The 15,842-nt window shown below is 69.6% G+C and carries 15 protein-coding genes; 10 read left to right on the forward strand and 5 right to left on the reverse strand.

All coding sequences use genetic code 11. The annotated features are described in order from the left end of the window. Nucleotides 1-12 precede the first annotated feature (12 nt). Nucleotides 13-888: an FAD-dependent oxidoreductase gene (locus tag DL990_RS10705; protein WP_125798581.1), complete on the forward strand. Its 876-nt coding sequence runs from the start codon at nt 13-15 to the stop codon at nt 886-888. A gap of 191 nt (nt 889-1,079) precedes the next feature. Here DL990_RS10705 and DL990_RS10710 read toward each other — a convergent pair whose 3' ends face one another. Together DL990_RS10710 and rocD are read right to left on the reverse strand one after the other, a co-directional pair. Then, nucleotides 1,080-2,441 (reverse strand): DUF2252 domain-containing protein, encoded by a 1,362-nt coding sequence (locus DL990_RS10710; protein ID WP_125780391.1) that lies wholly within the window; start codon nt 2,439-2,441, stop codon nt 1,080-1,082. Nucleotides 2,442-2,472: 31 nt separating this feature from the next. Further along, complete coding sequence (gene rocD, locus DL990_RS10715) at nt 2,473-3,675, reverse strand: ornithine--oxo-acid transaminase (protein ID WP_125798582.1); 1,203 nt, start codon at nt 3,673-3,675, stop codon at nt 2,473-2,475. Between the two features lie 156 nt (nt 3,676-3,831). On the opposite strand from rocD, the gene DL990_RS10720 reads away from it, so the two are divergent. The 3 genes from DL990_RS10720 to DL990_RS10730 are packed head-to-tail and all read left to right on the forward strand — an operon-like array spanning nt 3,832 to nt 7,780. After that, entirely contained in the window at nt 3,832-4,686 is an 855-nt protein-coding gene (locus DL990_RS10720) for a PPK2 family polyphosphate kinase (protein ID WP_125798583.1), read from the forward strand. Between the two features lie 20 nt (nt 4,687-4,706). Beyond that, the gene (locus DL990_RS10725; RefSeq protein WP_125798584.1) at nt 4,707-6,830 is read left to right on the forward strand and encodes a prolyl oligopeptidase family serine peptidase; all 2,124 of its coding nucleotides are present in this window, start codon (nt 4,707-4,709) and stop codon (nt 6,828-6,830) included. Next, complete coding sequence (locus tag DL990_RS10730; protein WP_125780399.1) at nt 6,827-7,780, forward strand: LLM class F420-dependent oxidoreductase; 954 nt, start codon at nt 6,827-6,829, stop codon at nt 7,778-7,780. Before DL990_RS10725 ends, DL990_RS10730 begins: the two co-directional genes overlap by 4 nt. Nucleotides 7,781-7,854: 74 nt before the next feature. Here the strand turns inward: DL990_RS10730 and DL990_RS10735 are convergent, their stop codons facing one another. Further along, nucleotides 7,855-8,931, reverse strand: coding sequence for an NAD(P)/FAD-dependent oxidoreductase (locus DL990_RS10735; RefSeq protein WP_125780401.1), 1,077 nt, complete (start codon nt 8,929-8,931; stop codon nt 7,855-7,857). Nucleotides 8,932-9,017: 86 nt separating this feature from the next. Here DL990_RS10735 and DL990_RS10740 point away from each other — a divergent pair, with 86 nt between their 5' ends. Further along, complete coding sequence (locus DL990_RS10740) at nt 9,018-9,443, forward strand: MarR family winged helix-turn-helix transcriptional regulator (protein ID WP_125780403.1); 426 nt, start codon at nt 9,018-9,020, stop codon at nt 9,441-9,443. Between the two features lies 1 nt (nt 9,444). Here DL990_RS10740 and crcB (DL990_RS10745) read toward each other — a convergent pair whose 3' ends face one another. Continuing rightward, the gene (gene crcB / locus DL990_RS10745; protein ID WP_125780405.1) at nt 9,445-9,819 is read right to left on the reverse strand and encodes a fluoride efflux transporter CrcB; all 375 of its coding nucleotides are present in this window, start codon (nt 9,817-9,819) and stop codon (nt 9,445-9,447) included. Beyond that, entirely contained in the window at nt 9,816-10,226 is a 411-nt protein-coding gene (gene crcB, locus DL990_RS10750) for a fluoride efflux transporter CrcB (RefSeq protein ID WP_125780407.1), read from the reverse strand. Before crcB (DL990_RS10750) ends, crcB (DL990_RS10745) begins: the two co-directional genes overlap by 4 nt. A 172-nt stretch (nt 10,227-10,398) precedes the next feature. On the opposite strand from crcB (DL990_RS10750), the gene DL990_RS42140 reads away from it, so the two are divergent. The 5 genes from DL990_RS42140 (at nt 10,399) to merB (ending at nt 15,795) form a co-directional block, all read left to right on the forward strand. Next, nucleotides 10,399-10,530: a hypothetical protein gene (locus DL990_RS42140; RefSeq protein ID WP_255431246.1), complete on the forward strand. Its 132-nt coding sequence runs from the start codon at nt 10,399-10,401 to the stop codon at nt 10,528-10,530. Beyond that, complete coding sequence (locus DL990_RS10755; protein ID WP_125798585.1) at nt 10,531-11,721, forward strand: cupin domain-containing protein; 1,191 nt, start codon at nt 10,531-10,533, stop codon at nt 11,719-11,721. A gap of 85 nt (nt 11,722-11,806) precedes the next feature. Beyond that, on the forward strand, nt 11,807-12,754 hold the full coding sequence (locus DL990_RS10760; protein WP_125798586.1) for a sucrase ferredoxin: 948 nt from the start codon (nt 11,807-11,809) through the stop codon (nt 12,752-12,754). A gap of 90 nt (nt 12,755-12,844) precedes the next feature. Continuing rightward, nucleotides 12,845-14,752, forward strand: a complete 1,908-nt coding sequence (locus tag DL990_RS10765; RefSeq protein ID WP_199746303.1) for an intein-containing Rv2578c family radical SAM protein — start codon at nt 12,845-12,847, stop codon at nt 14,750-14,752. A 467-nt stretch (nt 14,753-15,219) separates the two neighbouring features. Further along, entirely contained in the window at nt 15,220-15,795 is a 576-nt protein-coding gene (gene merB / locus DL990_RS10770; protein WP_125788003.1) for an organomercurial lyase, read from the forward strand. Nucleotides 15,796-15,842: the final 47 nt, after the last annotated feature.

Genomic DNA, 15,842 nt, shown 5'->3' on the forward strand with positions numbered 1-15,842 from the left:
AAGGGGCTTTCGATGCGGATCAGCGTGGTCGGTGGCGGCGTGATCGGGCTGAGCTGCGCGCACCGGCTGGCCGGGGCCGGGCACGACGTCACGGTGCTCACCGACGCCGGACCGGGGGAGACGACGTCGGCGGTCGCCGGTGGCGTGCTCTTCCCGCCGTTGGCGGCGAACTCCCGCCGGGTCGATCGCTGGACCGCGGCGAGCGTGCGGGAGTACCGCTCGCTCGGCGCGCCCGGGATCCGCATGATCCGGGGGACCTACCTCGTCCCGCACGAGGCGCCGGTGCCGTCGTGGGCGTTCTCGATGCCCGGCCTCGACCACGAACCCGGACGGCTCACCTTCACGACCGCGGTGGTCGACACCCCGGTGTATCTCGCCTGGCTCGCCGACGAGGTCGCCGCGCTGGGCGCGCGCATCCAGCGCCGCACCGTCACGCGACTGGACGACCTCGACGCGGATCTCGTGGTGAACGCGGCCGGGCTCGGCGGCGGGCGGCTGGCGGGGGACGGCACCGTGGTGCCGGTCGGCGGCCAGGTCGTCCATCTCGCCGATCCGGGGCTGACCGAATGGATCGTCGACGGGGCCACCCCGGTGCTGCGGCACGTGATCCCGCACGGACGGCACGTCGTCTGCGGTGGCACGCAGGAACCGGGGCGCGACTCCGTCGAACCCGATCCCGGAGTGACCGCGGACATCGTGCGGCGGTGCCGGGAACTCGTGCCCGCGCTGGCCGACGCGCCCGTGCTGGGGGCGAAGGTGGGGCTGCGGCCCTTCCGGCCCGAGGTCCGGCTGGAGCGGGAAGGGCGTGTCGTGCACTGCTACGGGCACGGGGGCGCTGGGATCACCGTGGCCTGGGGATGCGCGGACGACGTCCTGGCCCTGATGTGACCCCCCCGCCGGGAGCCGGCCGCTTCCGGTGCCGAGCTGAAGTACATGAAGGGGTCCTTCACGGCGCTAGGCGCAAGGAAGGGGTCCTTCATGTACTCGGGAAGGTTCCCTCACGGACAGTGCGCCGGCAGCGCAAGTAGGTGACGAATTGCGCTGCCGGCCCTCGCAAGTAGGTGACGAATTGCGGTGGGTCAGAGAGCGGCGAAGGCGGCGAAGTCCGCTTCGGTCTGATCCGCGTAGCGCACGGCGTAAGCCCCGATGGCCTCGTCGAGGTCTTCGTCGTCCTCGAAGTACCCCGCCAGCATCCGCGGATGCAGTGACCGCGCGTGCGCCCGCGCCAGCAACGCGCCCGCCAGTCGGCCGTAGTCGTCGAGGTGGTCCTTCTTCAGCTCCGCCGGATCGATGTCGCCCTTGAGGTTCCGGAACTGCCGCACGATGTACGGCACGCCGTCGATGGTGGTCCAGCCGAGCAGGATGTCGGTCTCGGCCTGCACGAGCCGCGCGCCCTCGACGATCCGTCGGCCCTCGTGCTCCGGCGAAGCCAGCCCGAGATACGGCGCCAGTGCCGACGGGTTGGCCTGTTTCACTTGCAGCACAAGGTCTTCGCCCGAGTTTCCATGCAGCAGCGCGACGTAGCTGCGCAGCCCGACGCTGCCGGTGCCGACCACCCGGAAGGCCACATCGGACACCCGGTACCGCGAGATCAGCGTCCGCCGCGACTCGCGCAGGGTGTCCACATAGGACACCAAACCGGTGACGACCGCTTCCGCCGTCGCGTCGTCGACGTGCGTGAGCACCGGCGGGTCCTCGACGAACCGATGCCGTTCGAGGCCGGTCTCGTGGTCGTCGATCCGCCGGGTCCATTTCGCGGTGACCTTGGCGCTGGTGTTCTTCCGCGCCTTCTCGGCCGCTTCCTCGAAGTCGTCGATCAGATCGTGCGCCTTGACCTCGCTCAGCACCGACGCGTCCGGCAGCGCGTTCCACGACCGCAGGAACGGCAGTTCCGCCAGCCCCCGGATGGTGCGCCGGTACGATTTCACCGCGTCTTCGGCGGCCTCACGGCAGCCCGATTCGCCGATGCCGCCTTCGCGTCCGGCCAGTACGAGACTCGCGGCGAGCCGTTTGAGGTCCCATTCCCACGGGCCCGGCACGGATTCGTCGAAGTCGTTGATGTCCATGACGATCTGGCCTTCTGGCGTGCCGTACAGCCCGAAGTTCGCGGCATGCGCGTCCCCGCAGAGCTGAGCCGTCAGCCCGGACGACGGCGTGCCCGCCAGATCCGCGGCCATCAGCCCGGCCGCGCCGCGGTAGAAGGTGAACGGCGACGCGAGCATGCGCTCGCGCCGCAGTTCCACCAGTTCCGGCAGACGGCCTTCGTTGCTTCGCGTGAAGAACTCCGCCACGCTCGGCCGACCGTCGCCGGCCGCCGCGTGATCGTGCGCGGCCGTCGGCGCCTCGGCTCGCAGCGCCTTGCCCCTGGCGGACCAGTCCTCCGGCGACACCGTGTCGGTGCCGACCAGTGGCCGCTCCACCCATTCCCGCTCGTCTCCCATGGACAGGCAACGTACAGCCCGCCCGAAAGGTTCACCGGGTCCTGACGACCTCCGTGATGGCGTCGATACCGCGGTCGAGTTCCTCGCGCGTGATCACCAGCGGCGGCGCGATCCGCAGCGTGTGGTCGTGCGTCTCCTTGCACAGCACGCCGCGTTCGGCCAGCGCGGTGGACGCCTCCCGGCCGGTCGGCCCGCCGGGCGCGATGTCGATCCCCGCCCAGAGCCCGCGCCCGCGGACCTCGGCCAGCCCGTTGCCGACCAGTTCGCCGAGCCGCGAGTGCAGGTGGGCGCCCAGTTCCCGCGAGCGCTCCTGGAACTCGCCGGTCTTCAGCAGCCCGACCACGGCCCGTCCGATCGCGCAGGCGACCGGGTTCCCGCCGAAGGTCGAGCCGTGTTCACCCGGTCGCAACACGCCGAGCACGTCCTTGCCGCCGACCACGGCCGACACCGGCATGATCCCGCCGCCGAGCGCCTTGCCCAAGGTGTAGATGTCGGCACGGACGCCTTCGTGGTCGAGCGCGAGGACGGTGCCGGTGCGGGCGAGACCGGACTGGATCTCGTCGGCGATCAGCAGGACGTTGTGCTCGTCGCACAGCCGCCGCGCCTCGGCGAAGTAGCCGGTGGGCGGCACGATCACGCCCGCCTCGCCCTGCACCGGTTCCAGCAGGATCGCGGCGGTGCGTTCGGTGATGGCGTCGCGCAGCGCTTCGGCGTCGCCGTACTTGACCGTGACGAAGCCGGGGGTGAACGGGCCGAAGTCGGCGCGCGCGGTCTCGTCGGTGGAGAAGGACACGATGGTCGTCGTCCGGCCGTGGAAGTTGGAGCCGGCGACGACGATCTCCGCGGTCCCGTCCGGGACACCCTTGACACGGTACGCCCACTTCCTGGCGATCTTCACCGCGGACTCGACGGCTTCGGCGCCGGAGTTCATCGGCAGGGCCATCTCGGTGCCGGTCAGCTCGGCCAGCTCCTTGCAGAACAGCCCGAGCTGGTCGTGGTGGAAGGCGCGGGAGGTCAGCGTCACCCGGCCGAACTGTTCGACCGCGGCGGCGATGAGCCCGGGGTGGCGATGCCCGAAGTTCAGCGCGGAATAGCCGGAGAGGAAGTCGAGGTAGGTCTTGCCCTCGACGTCGGTGACCGAAGCGCCCTCGGCGGTGGCGATCACCACGGGCAGGGGGTGGTAGTTGTGCGTGCTCCACTGCTCGTCGAGCGCGATGAAGTCGGCGGTCGTCATGCGTTCAGGTTAGATGCCCATCCGTCTGCTTTCATCCGGGAAACGTTGCTTTGACCCGTTGTTCGTTGCGTATCGACTCCTTCGGGTGGCGAAATCGTGCATCGGCGTACTCGATCACCGCAGGCGCGGGACCCGGACCGCGGTTATCGTCGCCGGATGGCGAAAAAGGACACCGTCTCCGTCCGGGACACGCTGCGGATCGGCAAGGGGACCGAGCGGCACCATCCGGGCTCGTTCCCGATCGGGCCGCACAAGAAGCCCAAGGGGCTGAAAGACCTCGCCGACGCCGGTGGCAAGCTCGCCAACCTGCAGGAGGCCCTCTACGCGGAGGGCGTCGGCGGGGGAAACCGCAGCGTCCTGCTGGTCCTGCAGGGGATGGACACCTCCGGCAAGGGCGGCACGGTGGGTCACGTCCTCGGTCTGGTCAACCCGATGGGCGTGCGGTACGCGGGGTTCAAGAAGCCGACCGCGACCGAGCGGCGTCATCACTATCTGTGGCGGATCCGCAAACAGCTCCCCGTGCCGGGGCAGGTCGGCGTCTTCGACCGCTCGCACTACGAGGACATCCTGGTCCCGCGGGTGCAGAAGCTGGTGCCCGCGACCGAATGGCGCAAGCGCTACGCCGAGATCAACGCGTTCGAGAAGGAGCTGACCGACGCCGGAACGACGATCGTGAAGGTCTTCCTCGACATCTCGCCGGAGGAGCAGCTGAAGCGGCTCAAGGCGAGGTTGGAGACCCCGGAGAAGTGGTGGAAGTACAACCCCGCCGATCTCGACGCGCGTGCCCAGTGGAACGACTACCAGAAGGCCTACGCCGACATCTTCGCCAAGACCTCCACGGCGGCCGCGCCCTGGTACGCCGTCCCCGCCGACCGCAAGTGGTACCGCAACTGGCTGGTCGCGCGGCTGCTGATCGAGACGATCGAGGAGATGGACCCGGAGTTCCCTCCTGCCGGCTTCGATCCCGAGACGGAGATCGAGAAGCTGGAAGGCGTTGGCGTCTCCGGTTGATCGTCTGAGAGAGTGCGGACGTGACCGACACCAGCCTCGAAGATCTCCCGTTCCTCCGCCGCCAGGCCCGGACCCAGCGCTTCACCCTCGGCGCGCCGAAAGAGTTCAAGGTCGCCCCGGACGGTTCCCGCATCCTGTTCCTGCGGTCCGAGTCCGGCACCGACCCCCGGCACAGCCTGTGGTCGTTCGACGTCTCGTCGGGTGAGGAAACGAAGCTGGTCGACGCCGCCGAACTGCTGCCCGGTGAAGAGGACCTGCCGCCCGAGGAGCGTGCCCGCCGCGAGCGCAGCCGGGAGACCGGTGGCGGCGTGGTCGGCTACGCGGTCGACGCCGCCTTCACCGTCGCCGCGTTCTCGCTTTCGGGCAAGCTCCACACGCTCGACCTGGCCACCGGCGCGGTGGCGGTGCTGGTCGAGGGTTCGGTCGTCGACCCGCGGCCCAGCCCGGACGGCGCCAAGGTGGCTTACGTCCGCGACCGGCGGCTGCGGGTGATCGACCGCGCCACCGGTGAGGATCGCGTGCTCGGCGGTGAAGACAGCGAAGACGGCGACGACATCGCCTGGGGGCTCGCGGAGTTCATCGCGGCCGAGGAGATGGGCCGCACCCGCGGCTACTGGTGGGCTCCGGACGGGAAGAGCCTGCTGGTCGAACGCTCCGATCGCGCGAACGTGCCGCGCTGGACGATCGCCGATCCGGCCAATCCGCAGTCGCCGTCCAACGTCGTCGCGTATCCGGCGGCGGGCACCACGAACGCGGACGTGACGCTGGCGATCCTCGGGCTCGACGGCTCGCGCGTCAACGTCGAGAAGACGGACTGGGAGTACCTCGCCGCGGTGCACTGGTCGGCGGCAGGCAAGCCGCTGCTGTCCGTGCAGTCGCGTGACCAGCGGAAACTGGAGACCCAGGCGGTCGACCCGGCGGACGGTTCGGTCGAGGTCCTGCACACCGAGACCGACGAGCACTGGGTGGAGCTCGCGGCGGGCGTCCCGGCATGGACCACCGATGGCCGCCTGGTCCGGGAGAGCGCCGTCGACGGCGACCACCGGCTCGTCGTCGACGGGGTCGCGGTCACCCCGCCCGGACTGCAGGTGCGGTCGGTCCTGCACGTCGGCGACGAGGTGTTGTTCAGCGCGTCGGAGGCCGATCCGACGCAGATCCACGTCTTCCGCACCGAAGGCGGCGAGCTCCGCCGTCTGTCCACTGAGGACGGTGTGCACGTCGGCTCCGGGAACACCTCGCTGACCGTGCTCTCGTCGTGGAGCCTGGAGCGCAGCGGCCCGGTGGTGACCGTCGTCTCCGGCGAGAAGACGGTGGCGCGTATCGGTTCCTGCACCGTCGACCCGGACGTCGTGCCGAACCTGACCTGGCTGACGCTGGGGGAGCGGGGCCTGCGTGCCGCGCTCGTGCTGCCGACCGGATACGAGGAGAGCGAAGGCAAGCTCCCGGTGCTGCTCGACCTGGTCGGCGGCCCGCACGCCCAGCGTGTCCTGCAGACCCGCAACGCCTTCCTGACCCCGCAGTGGTTCGCGGACCAGGGTTTCGCGGTGCTCGTCGCCGACGGGCGCGGGACGCCGGGCCGGGGTTCCGCGTGGGAGAAGGAGATCGCGGGCAAACTCGCCGACGTCACCCTCGCCGACCAGGTCGACGCCCTGCACGCGGCGGCCGCGCTCCATCCGGAGCTGGATCTGGAACGGGTCGCGATCCGCGGCTGGTCCTACGGCGGCTACCTGTCCGCGCTGGCCGTGCTGCGCCGTCCCGACGTCTTCCACGCCGGTGTCGCGGGCGCGCCGGTGACCGATTGGTCGTTGTACGACACGCATTACACGGAGCGTTATCTCGGGCTTCCGCAGGAGGAAACGGCCGCGTACGAACACAACTCGCTGATCGCCGGCGCCGGCGACCTTTCGCGGGCGCTGTTGATCGTGCACGGACTGGCCGACGACAACGTTTTCGTCGCCCACTCGTTGCGCCTGTCGTCGGCCTTGCTGGCCAAGGGACGCGCGCATGTGTTCCTGCCGCTGGCAGGCGCGACGCATATGACGCCGCAGGCCGAAGAGGTCGCGGAGAACCTGATGCGCACGCAGGTGGACTGGATCGTGCGTGAGCTGTCCGGTGCCGCGGTCAAGAGCGAGGAGAACGCATGAAACGGTGGGGCATCACCATTCCGCTGACCGGGGTGCCGCTCGCGGCGCACGAGGAGCTGGTGCGGGAGCTGCCGGACCTCGGCTACACCGACGCGTGGTCGGCCGAGACGGCGGGCAACGACGCCTTCACCCCGCTGGTGCTGGCCTCGCAGTGGGCGCCGCGGTTGCGGCTGGGCACCGCGATCGTGCCGGTGTACACGCGCGGGCCCGGGCTGCTGGCGATGAGCGCGGCGACCGTCGCGGAACTGGCGCCCGGCCGGTTCGTGCTCGGCATCGGCGCGTCGTCGCCGGTGATCGTGAAGAACTGGAACGCCGCCGAGTTCGAGGCCCCGTTCGCGCGCTCCCGGGACACTCTGCGGTTCCTGCGGTCGGCGCTGGCGGGGGAGAAGGTCACCGAGGAGTACGAGTCGTTCTCCGTCAGCAAGTTCCGGCTGGAGCGGCCCGCCGACCCGCCGCCGTCGATCATGCTCGCCGCGTTGCGGCCGGGAATGCTGCGGCTGGCCGCGAAGGAGGCCGACGGCGCCATCACCAACTGGCTCGCCGCCTCCGACGTGCCGAAGGTGCGGGCCGAGATCGGTCCGGACACCGAGCTGGCCGCGCGGATCTTCGTGTGCCCAACCGAAGACAAGGCCGCCGCGCGCGGCCTCGGCCGGATGCTCATCTCGAGCTACCTGACCGTGCCGGTGTACGCGGCGTTCCACGAATGGCTCGGCCGCGGCGACGCGCTCGCGCCGATGCACGAGGCGTGGGCCGCGGGCGACCGGCAGAAGGCGAATCAGGTCATCCCGGACGAGGTCGTCGACGACCTGATCGTCCACGGCAGCCTCGACTCCTGCCGCGAGCAGGTGCAGTCCTATGTGGACAACGGGCTGACGACGCCGATCATCGCGCTGCTGCCGACGGGGGAGGATCCCTTCGCTCAGGTGCGGGGTCTGGCTCCGCGGTCCTGATCGCGTGTCACCGGCTGCTATGAAGGACGCTTTCATTGCCAAATTTGCAATGAAAGCGTCCTTCATAGCGGCCCCTAGGCGGTCCTGAAGAGCTCGTCGTAGCGCGAAGCCATCATGTGCGACCCCTTGATCTCCGAGGTCGTCGCCGCGTCCAGGACGCCGACCTCCTCGGCGTAGGTCGCGCCCCCGGAAGGTCCGAGCGGCAGCGAGATCATCGGCCCGCCCGGGCTGTGGGTCCGCAGTTCGCCGCCGTCGATCAGCGCCCGGATGTTGGCCACGACGACCTCCGCGTGGTCGCCCGCCACCTTCGCCAGCTTTCCTTCCGGCAGCGCGGTGATGTCGCCGAGCGCGAAGACGCGCGGCTGTCCCGGAAGCCGCAGGTCGGGTGCCACGTCCACCTGCCCGTTCGCCTGCCGCGCCGCCGCCAGATCGCCGGAGAGGTAGGCGGTGTGCGGAGCGCCGCCGTAGCACTGGAACCACAGGTCGGCGGTCACTTCGCCGCCGCCGGTGAGTCCCGAGGTGAACGTCTTGGCCTGCCCCGGTTCCGAGACCGGGGGCTCGGTCAATGAAGTGCCGAGCAGGAGCTCGACGCCCAGTTCGTCGAGCTGACGGCGGATCTCCGTGCGGAACTCCTCCGGGAAGCCGGGCAGGATCTCCTTCGCCGGGTCGACGATCGCCACCGCCTTGTCCGGCCACACCGCCTTGATCTCACCCGCCAGTTCGAGGCCCACCGGGCCGGCGCCGAGCAGCAGCACCTTGTCCGCGCCCGCGAGTTCCTCCCGGGTGGCACGGATCTTCGCCTTCGCCGACGCGCTGTCGTGGAAATCGATCTTCGCCGGGAACGGGTACGCCGAACCGGTAGCCAGCACGACGTAGTCCGGGGTGAGCCGCTCGCCCGACGCGAGCGTGACGCCGTCCTGGTCGACGCTCACCGCGCGGTCGCGGAGCACTCGCCCCCGTTCGAGAAGCCGGGCGTACGGGTAGAAGAGCCGATCCGTCCACTCGGGATCGACGAGCCCGCGCAACGCGGCCACGTGGTGGACGAAGTCCTCGCGTGGCTCGACGAGAACGACGTCGGCGAACGAGTCCAGCTCTTTGGCGACGGTGGTGCCGCCGTATCCCCCGCCGATGACGGCCACGGTCGTGGTCATGAGATCCCCTAGTTCGTAGTGCGTAATATTCGTACTGCGAACTACAGTAGTTCGTACTCCGAACGATCGTCAAGTAGACTCCGGTCATGACCACGGCCGAAGACCTCGGATTCGCGACGGCGCTGGTGCGGCTTTCGCATCTGGTGCAGCGGGCTTTCATCGACGTCGGCCGGTCGCACGACCTCACGCCGCAGCAGGCACAGCTGCTCTGTGTGCTGGCGCAGGGGGAGTCGGGCGTCGGGATGACCGACCTCGGCAAGATGCTGAACCTCGAGAAATCCAGCGTCACCGGCCTGGTGGACCGGGTGCAGCGGCGCTCTCTCGTCGAACGGGTCGCGGATTCCGGTGACCGCCGCGCGCTGAAGATCACGCTGACGGAAGAGGGCCTCCGGCTCGCGAACGCCGCACACGAGGGTGTCGTCGAGAAACTGGAGGAGATGGCGGCCGATCTCCCGGCCGAACAGCGTGAGGCGGTCGCGGCGGCCGTGTGGCGGATGGCGCCCGAAGACTGATTCAGGTCCAGATCGCGTCGGCGAGCAGGAGTCCCGCCGCCGCGGCGCCGATCCCGGCGACCATCGTGACGCCGACGTTCAGCACGGCCCGCGAGGGCGTCTTCTCGGTGAAGAGGCGCAGCGTTTCGTAGCCGAAGGTCGAAAAAGTGGTGAGCCCGCCGCAGAATCCGACGGCCACCAGTGAGCGGATCCCGTCCGGCTGGCCGCCGTGCAGTGCCCAGCCGGTGAGGACCCCGAGGATCGACGAGCCCACGACGTTGACCGCCAGCGTGCCCCACGGGAAGGCGGTACCTCGCCACGCTCGCAGCCGAAGATCGGTCAGGAAACGGATGATCGCACCGAAACCGCCGCCGAGCGCGACGAAGAGAACGGTCATTTCTTCACCGCGCGAGTGATCTCGTGGCCGGCGTAGACCGCTACCAAAGCGGCCGCCACCGTGCCGGACGCGTACGCCAACCCGGTGAACGGACGCCCGTTCGTCACAAGATCGAGTGTGTCCGTCGCGTACGTCGAAAACGTGGTGTAACCGCCCAGGATCCCGACCCCGAGGAAGGGGCGCAAGAGCCGGTGCGGGTCTTCCGCCGCGGTCAGCAACGCCATCAGGACACCGATGAGCAGACAGCCGGAAACGTTGGTGGCGAAGGTGGAAAGCGCGAACTGGCCACGGGAATGGGGGATCGCGACCGACAAGCCGTAGCGGGCGAGGCTGCCCAGCGCGCCACCCGCGCCGACGACCGCGAGCACGTCCCATCGCGGGCGGGGAACGGATGCCGCATCAGCCATGGATGGAAGCTTAGAACCGCTGTCCGGGTGAACTCGCGCCGCGGTGTCGAAGATCGCTCGCCAGGCCGTTTTTCCCTTCTGGACAGTGAATTTTCACGAAACGTGTCGTAGGCTCGGTGGCGCTCCAGGCCGATTTTCGGTCCGTCCGCTCGTCTGAGAAAAAGGTGGCAGGATGGCACAGGAACAGTCAGGTACGCAGGCTCCCGACAGCGGTTTGCTGCTGGAGGTCGAAATGATCCCGACCGCGGTCGACCGCGGGAAGGCCAACGGCGCGGCCGCCGACAACGACGGCAACGACGGCTGAGTGCCCGAAACGCCGACGCTGGCTGACCTCGTGGCTCCGCTCGGGGTCAGCCAGTTCTTCCAAGACGTCCAGGGCGAGACCTATCGCCGCTTCGAAGGCCGCGCGGGCCGCTTCGCCGACCTGCTGCCGTGGCCGGCGCTGAACGCCATCCTCCGGCAGCATCGCCTCGAGTTCCCGAGGCTGCGCCTCGCGCTCGACGGCACCCCGGTGCCCATGGAGAGCTACACCGATCTCGTCCCCACCCGCCGCAGCGGCACCGTCCCGCGGCTGCGAGCCGCTCCGTTCACCGAGCAGCTCCGCGGCGGCGCGACGATGGTGCTCGACGCCATCCAGGAACTCAGCGACCCGATCGGCGACCTCGCCAGGGGGCTCGAACACGACCTCCGCGAGAGCGTCCAGGTCAACCTGTACGCGGGCTGGGGCGTGACCCACGGCTTCGACGTGCACTGGGACGACCACGACGCGTTCATCATCCAGGTCTCCGGCCGCAAACGCTGGCGGATGCACGGCCCGACCAGGCCCGCTCCGCTGCACCGCGACGTCGAACAGCCCGAGCGGCCCGGTGAGCCGATCGACGACTTCATTCTCGAAGACGGCGACGTCCTCTATGTCCCGCGCGGGCACTGGCACGACGTCACCGCGGTGGGGGAGATGTCACTGCATCTCACGCTCGGATTCAGTCCGGCCACCGGGATCGACCTCGTGTCCTGGCTTGCCGACAAGCTCCGGGCGAGCGCCGTGTTCCGTCAGGACCTCCCGAGGTTCGGGACGGAGGGAGAGCGGGCGGACCGTGCCGCCGCACTGCGCGCGGAACTGGAAGCCACGCTGACCGCCGACGTCCTCGACAGGTTCCTCACCGAGCGCGACTCGTCCGCCCCGGCGCATCCGCGTGTCGGGCTGCCGTGGGCGGCGACCTCCGGGCTGTTGCCGGACGGCGACGAGACCGAGGTCCGCTTCCTCGTCCCACGGGCGGTGCTCGAAGAAGGCAGCGCCCGCGATGACCGGGTGACCCTGCTCGCGGACGGCAAACGGTTCGTCTTCGCGGGCGCCGCGGCCCCGCTGCTGAAGGCGCTGCTCGACGGCACGCCGCAGGCGGTCAAGCGACTCGCCGAACTGTCCGAACTCGATCGAGGGACCGTGCGGACCTTCCTCGGCGAGCTCACCACGCAGGGGCTCCTCTCGATCGGCTGAAAGTCACAGGGGACGAGAAGTGTGAAGGGAGCCCGGGCGGGGTAAGCTAAGGCATGCCTAAGGTGAAGTCCGGAGCGGTCGGCCGATGACCGCTCAGCTCTCGGACACCCCAGCGCCGCCCGCCGCTTTGCCGGGCTGCGCCACTGTCGCGCGCATGCTGGGCGCGAACCCCGCCGGCACCGCGGCGGACATGCGCTGCTGGCTGCTCGTCGAGCAGCCGGGCCCCTGGCCCGCGGACGCGCTGGAAAACGTCCTCGACGAGGCATTCCCCGCCGAGCGCCGTGAGCTGCTCGAGAACTTGAGACGGTCCCACGGGCTCCGCCCGCTGCTGATCCGGCGCCCCGGCAAACATCGTCGCGACCCGGATAGCCCTCGCTCCGTCTACGTCGGCGGAGGCGAACCGGGTAACCGCTGGCTGGAGCGGCTGGAGATCCGCGACCTGGGTGAACTTGCCGAACTGGACCTCGAAGCGGTCGCGGACGGCACCGGCGGACTCGGCACCCGGGTGGCCGGGCCGCTGTTCCTGGTCTGCACGCACGGCACCAAGGACATGTGCTGCGCGGTGCTCGGCCGCCCGCTGGCCTCGACGCTCAACACCAATCACCCCGGCAGGGCCTGGGAGGTCAGCCACGTCGGCGGTGACCGCTGGGCGGGCAATCTCCTGGTGGTCCCCGACGGTTTCCTGCACGGCCAGCTCAACCCTGCCGAAGCGGCGCTGGTCGCCAAGGCGGCCCTGCGCGGCCAGGTCGAGCCGGAGCAGCTTCGTGGCCGCACATCCGCCCGGACGGCGTGGGCGCAGTTCGCGGAGATCGCGCTCCGGCGGCAGCTGGACCTGCCCGGTCTGGACGACGTGCTCGCCGTCCAGGAGGAGCCGCTGCTCGAATCCGACGCGCGGGTGGTCACCGTGCGCGGCGGCCAGGACTTCTACTCGGTGACGGTGCGCCGCCGGTCGGCGACGCCGCGCGGGGAGAGCCGGTGCGCGGGGCTGATCCAGCCCGCCGGGTACGTGACCGAGGAGATCACGAAGCTCTGACGGCGCAAGTAGGTGACTACTTGCGCCCAAGATCACCCTTGTTCGAACGTCTGTTTGACACCTGTCTAGAACATGTGTTCGACTGGCTTGGTGCGATGGGATCGACAGCGGGCGGACGGCGGCGAGCCGGTGCTGCCCGGATTGGACGGGTTGCCGCGCTCTGTGCGCACCCCCGGGTTCGACGGCGTCACCTTTCACGAGGTGCACGCCAAATCCGTGCTGAACAAGGTGCCGGAGGGGTCGGGTGTCCCGTTCGGATGGACGGTGAACCCGTATCGCGGTTGTTCTCACGCGTGCACGTACTGCCTCGAAGGCGGGACGCCGGTCCTGATGGCCGACGGCCGGACGAAGGCGCTGGCGGACCTGGCGCCGGGCGACGCGATCTACGGCACGCGCGGGCGCGGCGCGGGGCGACGGCTGGTGCCCACGGAGGTGCTCGCGCACTGGTCGACGCTGAAACCGGCGTACCGCCTGACCCTCGAAGACGGAACGTCCATCGTGGCCAGTGGCGACCACCGGTTCCTGACCGGCCGCGGCTGGAAACACGTCACGGGTACCCGGTTCGGCGCGGCACAGCGGCCGCATCTGGTCGGCGGCACCGAACTCGTCGGCGTCGGCCAACTCGCCCGCACCCCGGACGACACCCTCGGTTATCGCGCCGGGTACCTGTGCGGGATGTTGCGCTCCGGCGGCTTCTCGGCCGAGAAGGACGCCGCGGACCGCGCGCTGAGGTATCTGCCCGATTTCGGCGCGTCGGTCGGTTTCGTCCAGGTGCCGCCTTCGCCGGATGCCCATTGGCGGCGCGGCTTCCTGGCCGGGCTGTTCGATCTCTCCGGGAGTTACCGGCACGGCGCGCTGCGCGTCACCCACGACGAGCAGGACATCGTCTCGACCTTCTGCGCCGCTCTCGACAACTTCGGCTTCCGTTACGTCAAAACCGAAAACGCCAAGTTCAGTCCGTTGTGGACGGTGCAGCTGCTCGGCGGGCCGTCGGAGGAAGTGCGGTTCTTCCATCTCTCCGATCCGGCCGTCGGCTGGAAACGGTCGCTGGACGGCCTCGTCATCGGCCGGACCAGGCGAAAGGTGACGTCCATCGAACCGCTGGGCATCGAGCTGCCGCTGTTCGACATCACCACCGGCACCGGCGACTTCATCGCCGACGGCATGGTCACGCACAACTGCTTCGCCCGGAACACCCACACGTACCTGGACTTCGACGCCGGACGCGATTTCGACACGCAGGTGATCGTGAAGGTCAACGCGCCCGAGGTGCTGTCCGCGCAGCTGCGGCGGCCGAGCTGGACCCGTGAGCATGTCGCGATGGGCACGAACACCGATCCCTATCAACGCGCCGAAGGCCGGTACAAGCTGATGCCGCGCATCATCACCGCACTGGCCGATTCGGGTACGCCACTGTCCATCCTGACCAAGGGCACCGTGCTGGCCAGGGATCTGCCGTTGCTGGAGTCGGTGTCGAAGGACGTGCCCGCCGGGCTGGCGATCTCACTGGCGCTGCTCGACGAGGACCTGCAACACCGCCTGGAACCAGGGACGCCGAGCCCGCGGGCGAGGCTCGACCTGATCCGCAAGGCGCGGGACGCCGGGCTCCCGTGTTCGGTGCTGGTCGCCCCCGTGCTGCCGTATCTGACCGATTCGGTGGAGGCGCTCGACGCCTTGTTCTCACGGCTGGCCGAGGCCGGCGCCACGCGGGTCACCGTCCTCCCGCTGCACCTGCGGCCGGGCGCGCGGGAATGGTTCGCGCGCTGGCTCGGCCGGGAACATCCGGAGCTGGTGCCGAAATACCGCGAGCTGTATGCCCGCGGTGCCTACCTGCCGAAGTCCTATCGGGAGCGGCTGGGCGCGCGCGTCGGTCCGCTGCTGCGGCGTCACGGCTTCGGTTCCCGTGCGGATGACGGGGACCGAATGCAGGTGACGATGCCCGTGCAGCGTTCGGGAGAGGCGGTGATCCCGGCGGCGGAGCAGCTCAAATTGCTGTAAACGGCCGGTCGGGTGGGTCGTGAGTGTTTTGGGTCGTTGTGGCGAGCCTCGGCCCAGGCTGAGGCGGGCCGGTGTGTCGTGAAGGGCCCCTTTGAGACCTTCAACGTCTCAAAGGGGCCCTTCACGACATCCCCACGACCGCGAAAGCTCACGTGAGCGCCTCTGACCGGAGTCCTTCACGGACCGGCCTGGCATCAACCGCAGCCGGAACCACGTAGGTACCTAAGACCCCCTTGGCTCTAACGACCCAAAACACCCACGACCCACCCGACCGCACCTCACGCGTCACTTTCGCCTCAAGTGGCCGAAAGTCCGCTCTTCCCGCGTCGCACCGGTAGGTCTTCCCGTTGCGCGGTGTGCGCTGTGGATTTTCTTACCGCGCAACGGATTCGGCCGTTCGGCGCAGTGACTTGGCGGAAATCCCTTTCGTGCTTAATCTCAAAGGGACGAAGGCGAGGAGGTGCCTGTTGACCACCCGTACGGATCGCACCGCCGCTGTCCGCATCGCCTGGGCCGCGACCAAGCTGACCAGAGCGGGCAGACACCCCATCGCCATCGGCAGACTCGCCGCCACCGTCGGCATGGCCCCGGACGAAGCTCACCGCCTGATGGATCTGATGGGTTTCGTCATCCGCGACGGCCTGGTCGTGATGGACCGCGGCTCGCGCCCGGCCGAGCGCGCGGGCTCCGACCGGTACCGGGTCGACCTGTTCCTGCTGGCCGTCGCCACCGGTGAACCGGTGCACGCGGATTCGGTCTGCCCGGCGACCGGAGCACGCGTCCGCGTCCACTTCACCCGCGAGAGGGTCTTGAGCGTCGATCCGCCGCACGCCGTCGTCGCCGCGTCGCGACTGTCCGGGATCGACCTCGCGCTCGGCCAGGACTACGTCGAGGCGCTGGTCTGCACACAGTTCTTCGCGTCGAAGGAGGCGGCCTCGGGCTGGCTGCTGGAGAACATCGACGGCCGGGTCCTGTCCGTACGCGACTATCTGGCGCACACCCGGCGGATGGTCGCGGCGCTGGAGTCCTGGCCGACGCTCTGAGCGTCGGCAGGTGAACCCGCGTCCGCGATCGACGTCGGCAGGGCGCA

The organism is Amycolatopsis sp. WAC 01416 (assembly GCF_003947485.1).
Lineage (GTDB): Bacteria > Actinomycetota > Actinomycetes > Mycobacteriales > Pseudonocardiaceae > Amycolatopsis.

What these genes read in the sequence shown, in the direction of transcription:
- crcB (WP_125780405.1), bottom strand. Translation starts at nt 9,819, where the DNA reads ATGACCGTTCTCTTCGTCGCGCTCGGCGGCGGTTTCGGTGCGATCATC.
- DL990_RS10705 (WP_125798581.1), top strand. Translation starts at nt 13, where the DNA reads ATGCGGATCAGCGTGGTCGGTGGCGGCGTGATCGGGCTGAGCTGCGCG.
- DL990_RS10710 (WP_125780391.1), bottom strand. Translation starts at nt 2,441, where the DNA reads ATGGGAGACGAGCGGGAATGGGTGGAGCGGCCACTGGTCGGCACCGAC.
- DL990_RS10760 (WP_125798586.1), top strand. Translation starts at nt 11,807, where the DNA reads ATGACCGCTCAGCTCTCGGACACCCCAGCGCCGCCCGCCGCTTTGCCG.
- DL990_RS10720 (WP_125798583.1), top strand. Translation starts at nt 3,832, where the DNA reads ATGGCGAAAAAGGACACCGTCTCCGTCCGGGACACGCTGCGGATCGGC.
- rocD (WP_125798582.1), bottom strand. Translation starts at nt 3,675, where the DNA reads ATGACGACCGCCGACTTCATCGCGCTCGACGAGCAGTGGAGCACGCAC.
- DL990_RS10735 (WP_125780401.1), bottom strand. Translation starts at nt 8,931, where the DNA reads ATGACCACGACCGTGGCCGTCATCGGCGGGGGATACGGCGGCACCACC.
- DL990_RS42140 (WP_255431246.1), top strand. Translation starts at nt 10,399, where the DNA reads ATGGCACAGGAACAGTCAGGTACGCAGGCTCCCGACAGCGGTTTGCTG.
- crcB (WP_125780407.1), bottom strand. Translation starts at nt 10,226, where the DNA reads ATGGCTGATGCGGCATCCGTTCCCCGCCCGCGATGGGACGTGCTCGCG.
- DL990_RS10730 (WP_125780399.1), top strand. Translation starts at nt 6,827, where the DNA reads ATGAAACGGTGGGGCATCACCATTCCGCTGACCGGGGTGCCGCTCGCG.
- DL990_RS10740 (WP_125780403.1), top strand. Translation starts at nt 9,018, where the DNA reads ATGACCACGGCCGAAGACCTCGGATTCGCGACGGCGCTGGTGCGGCTT.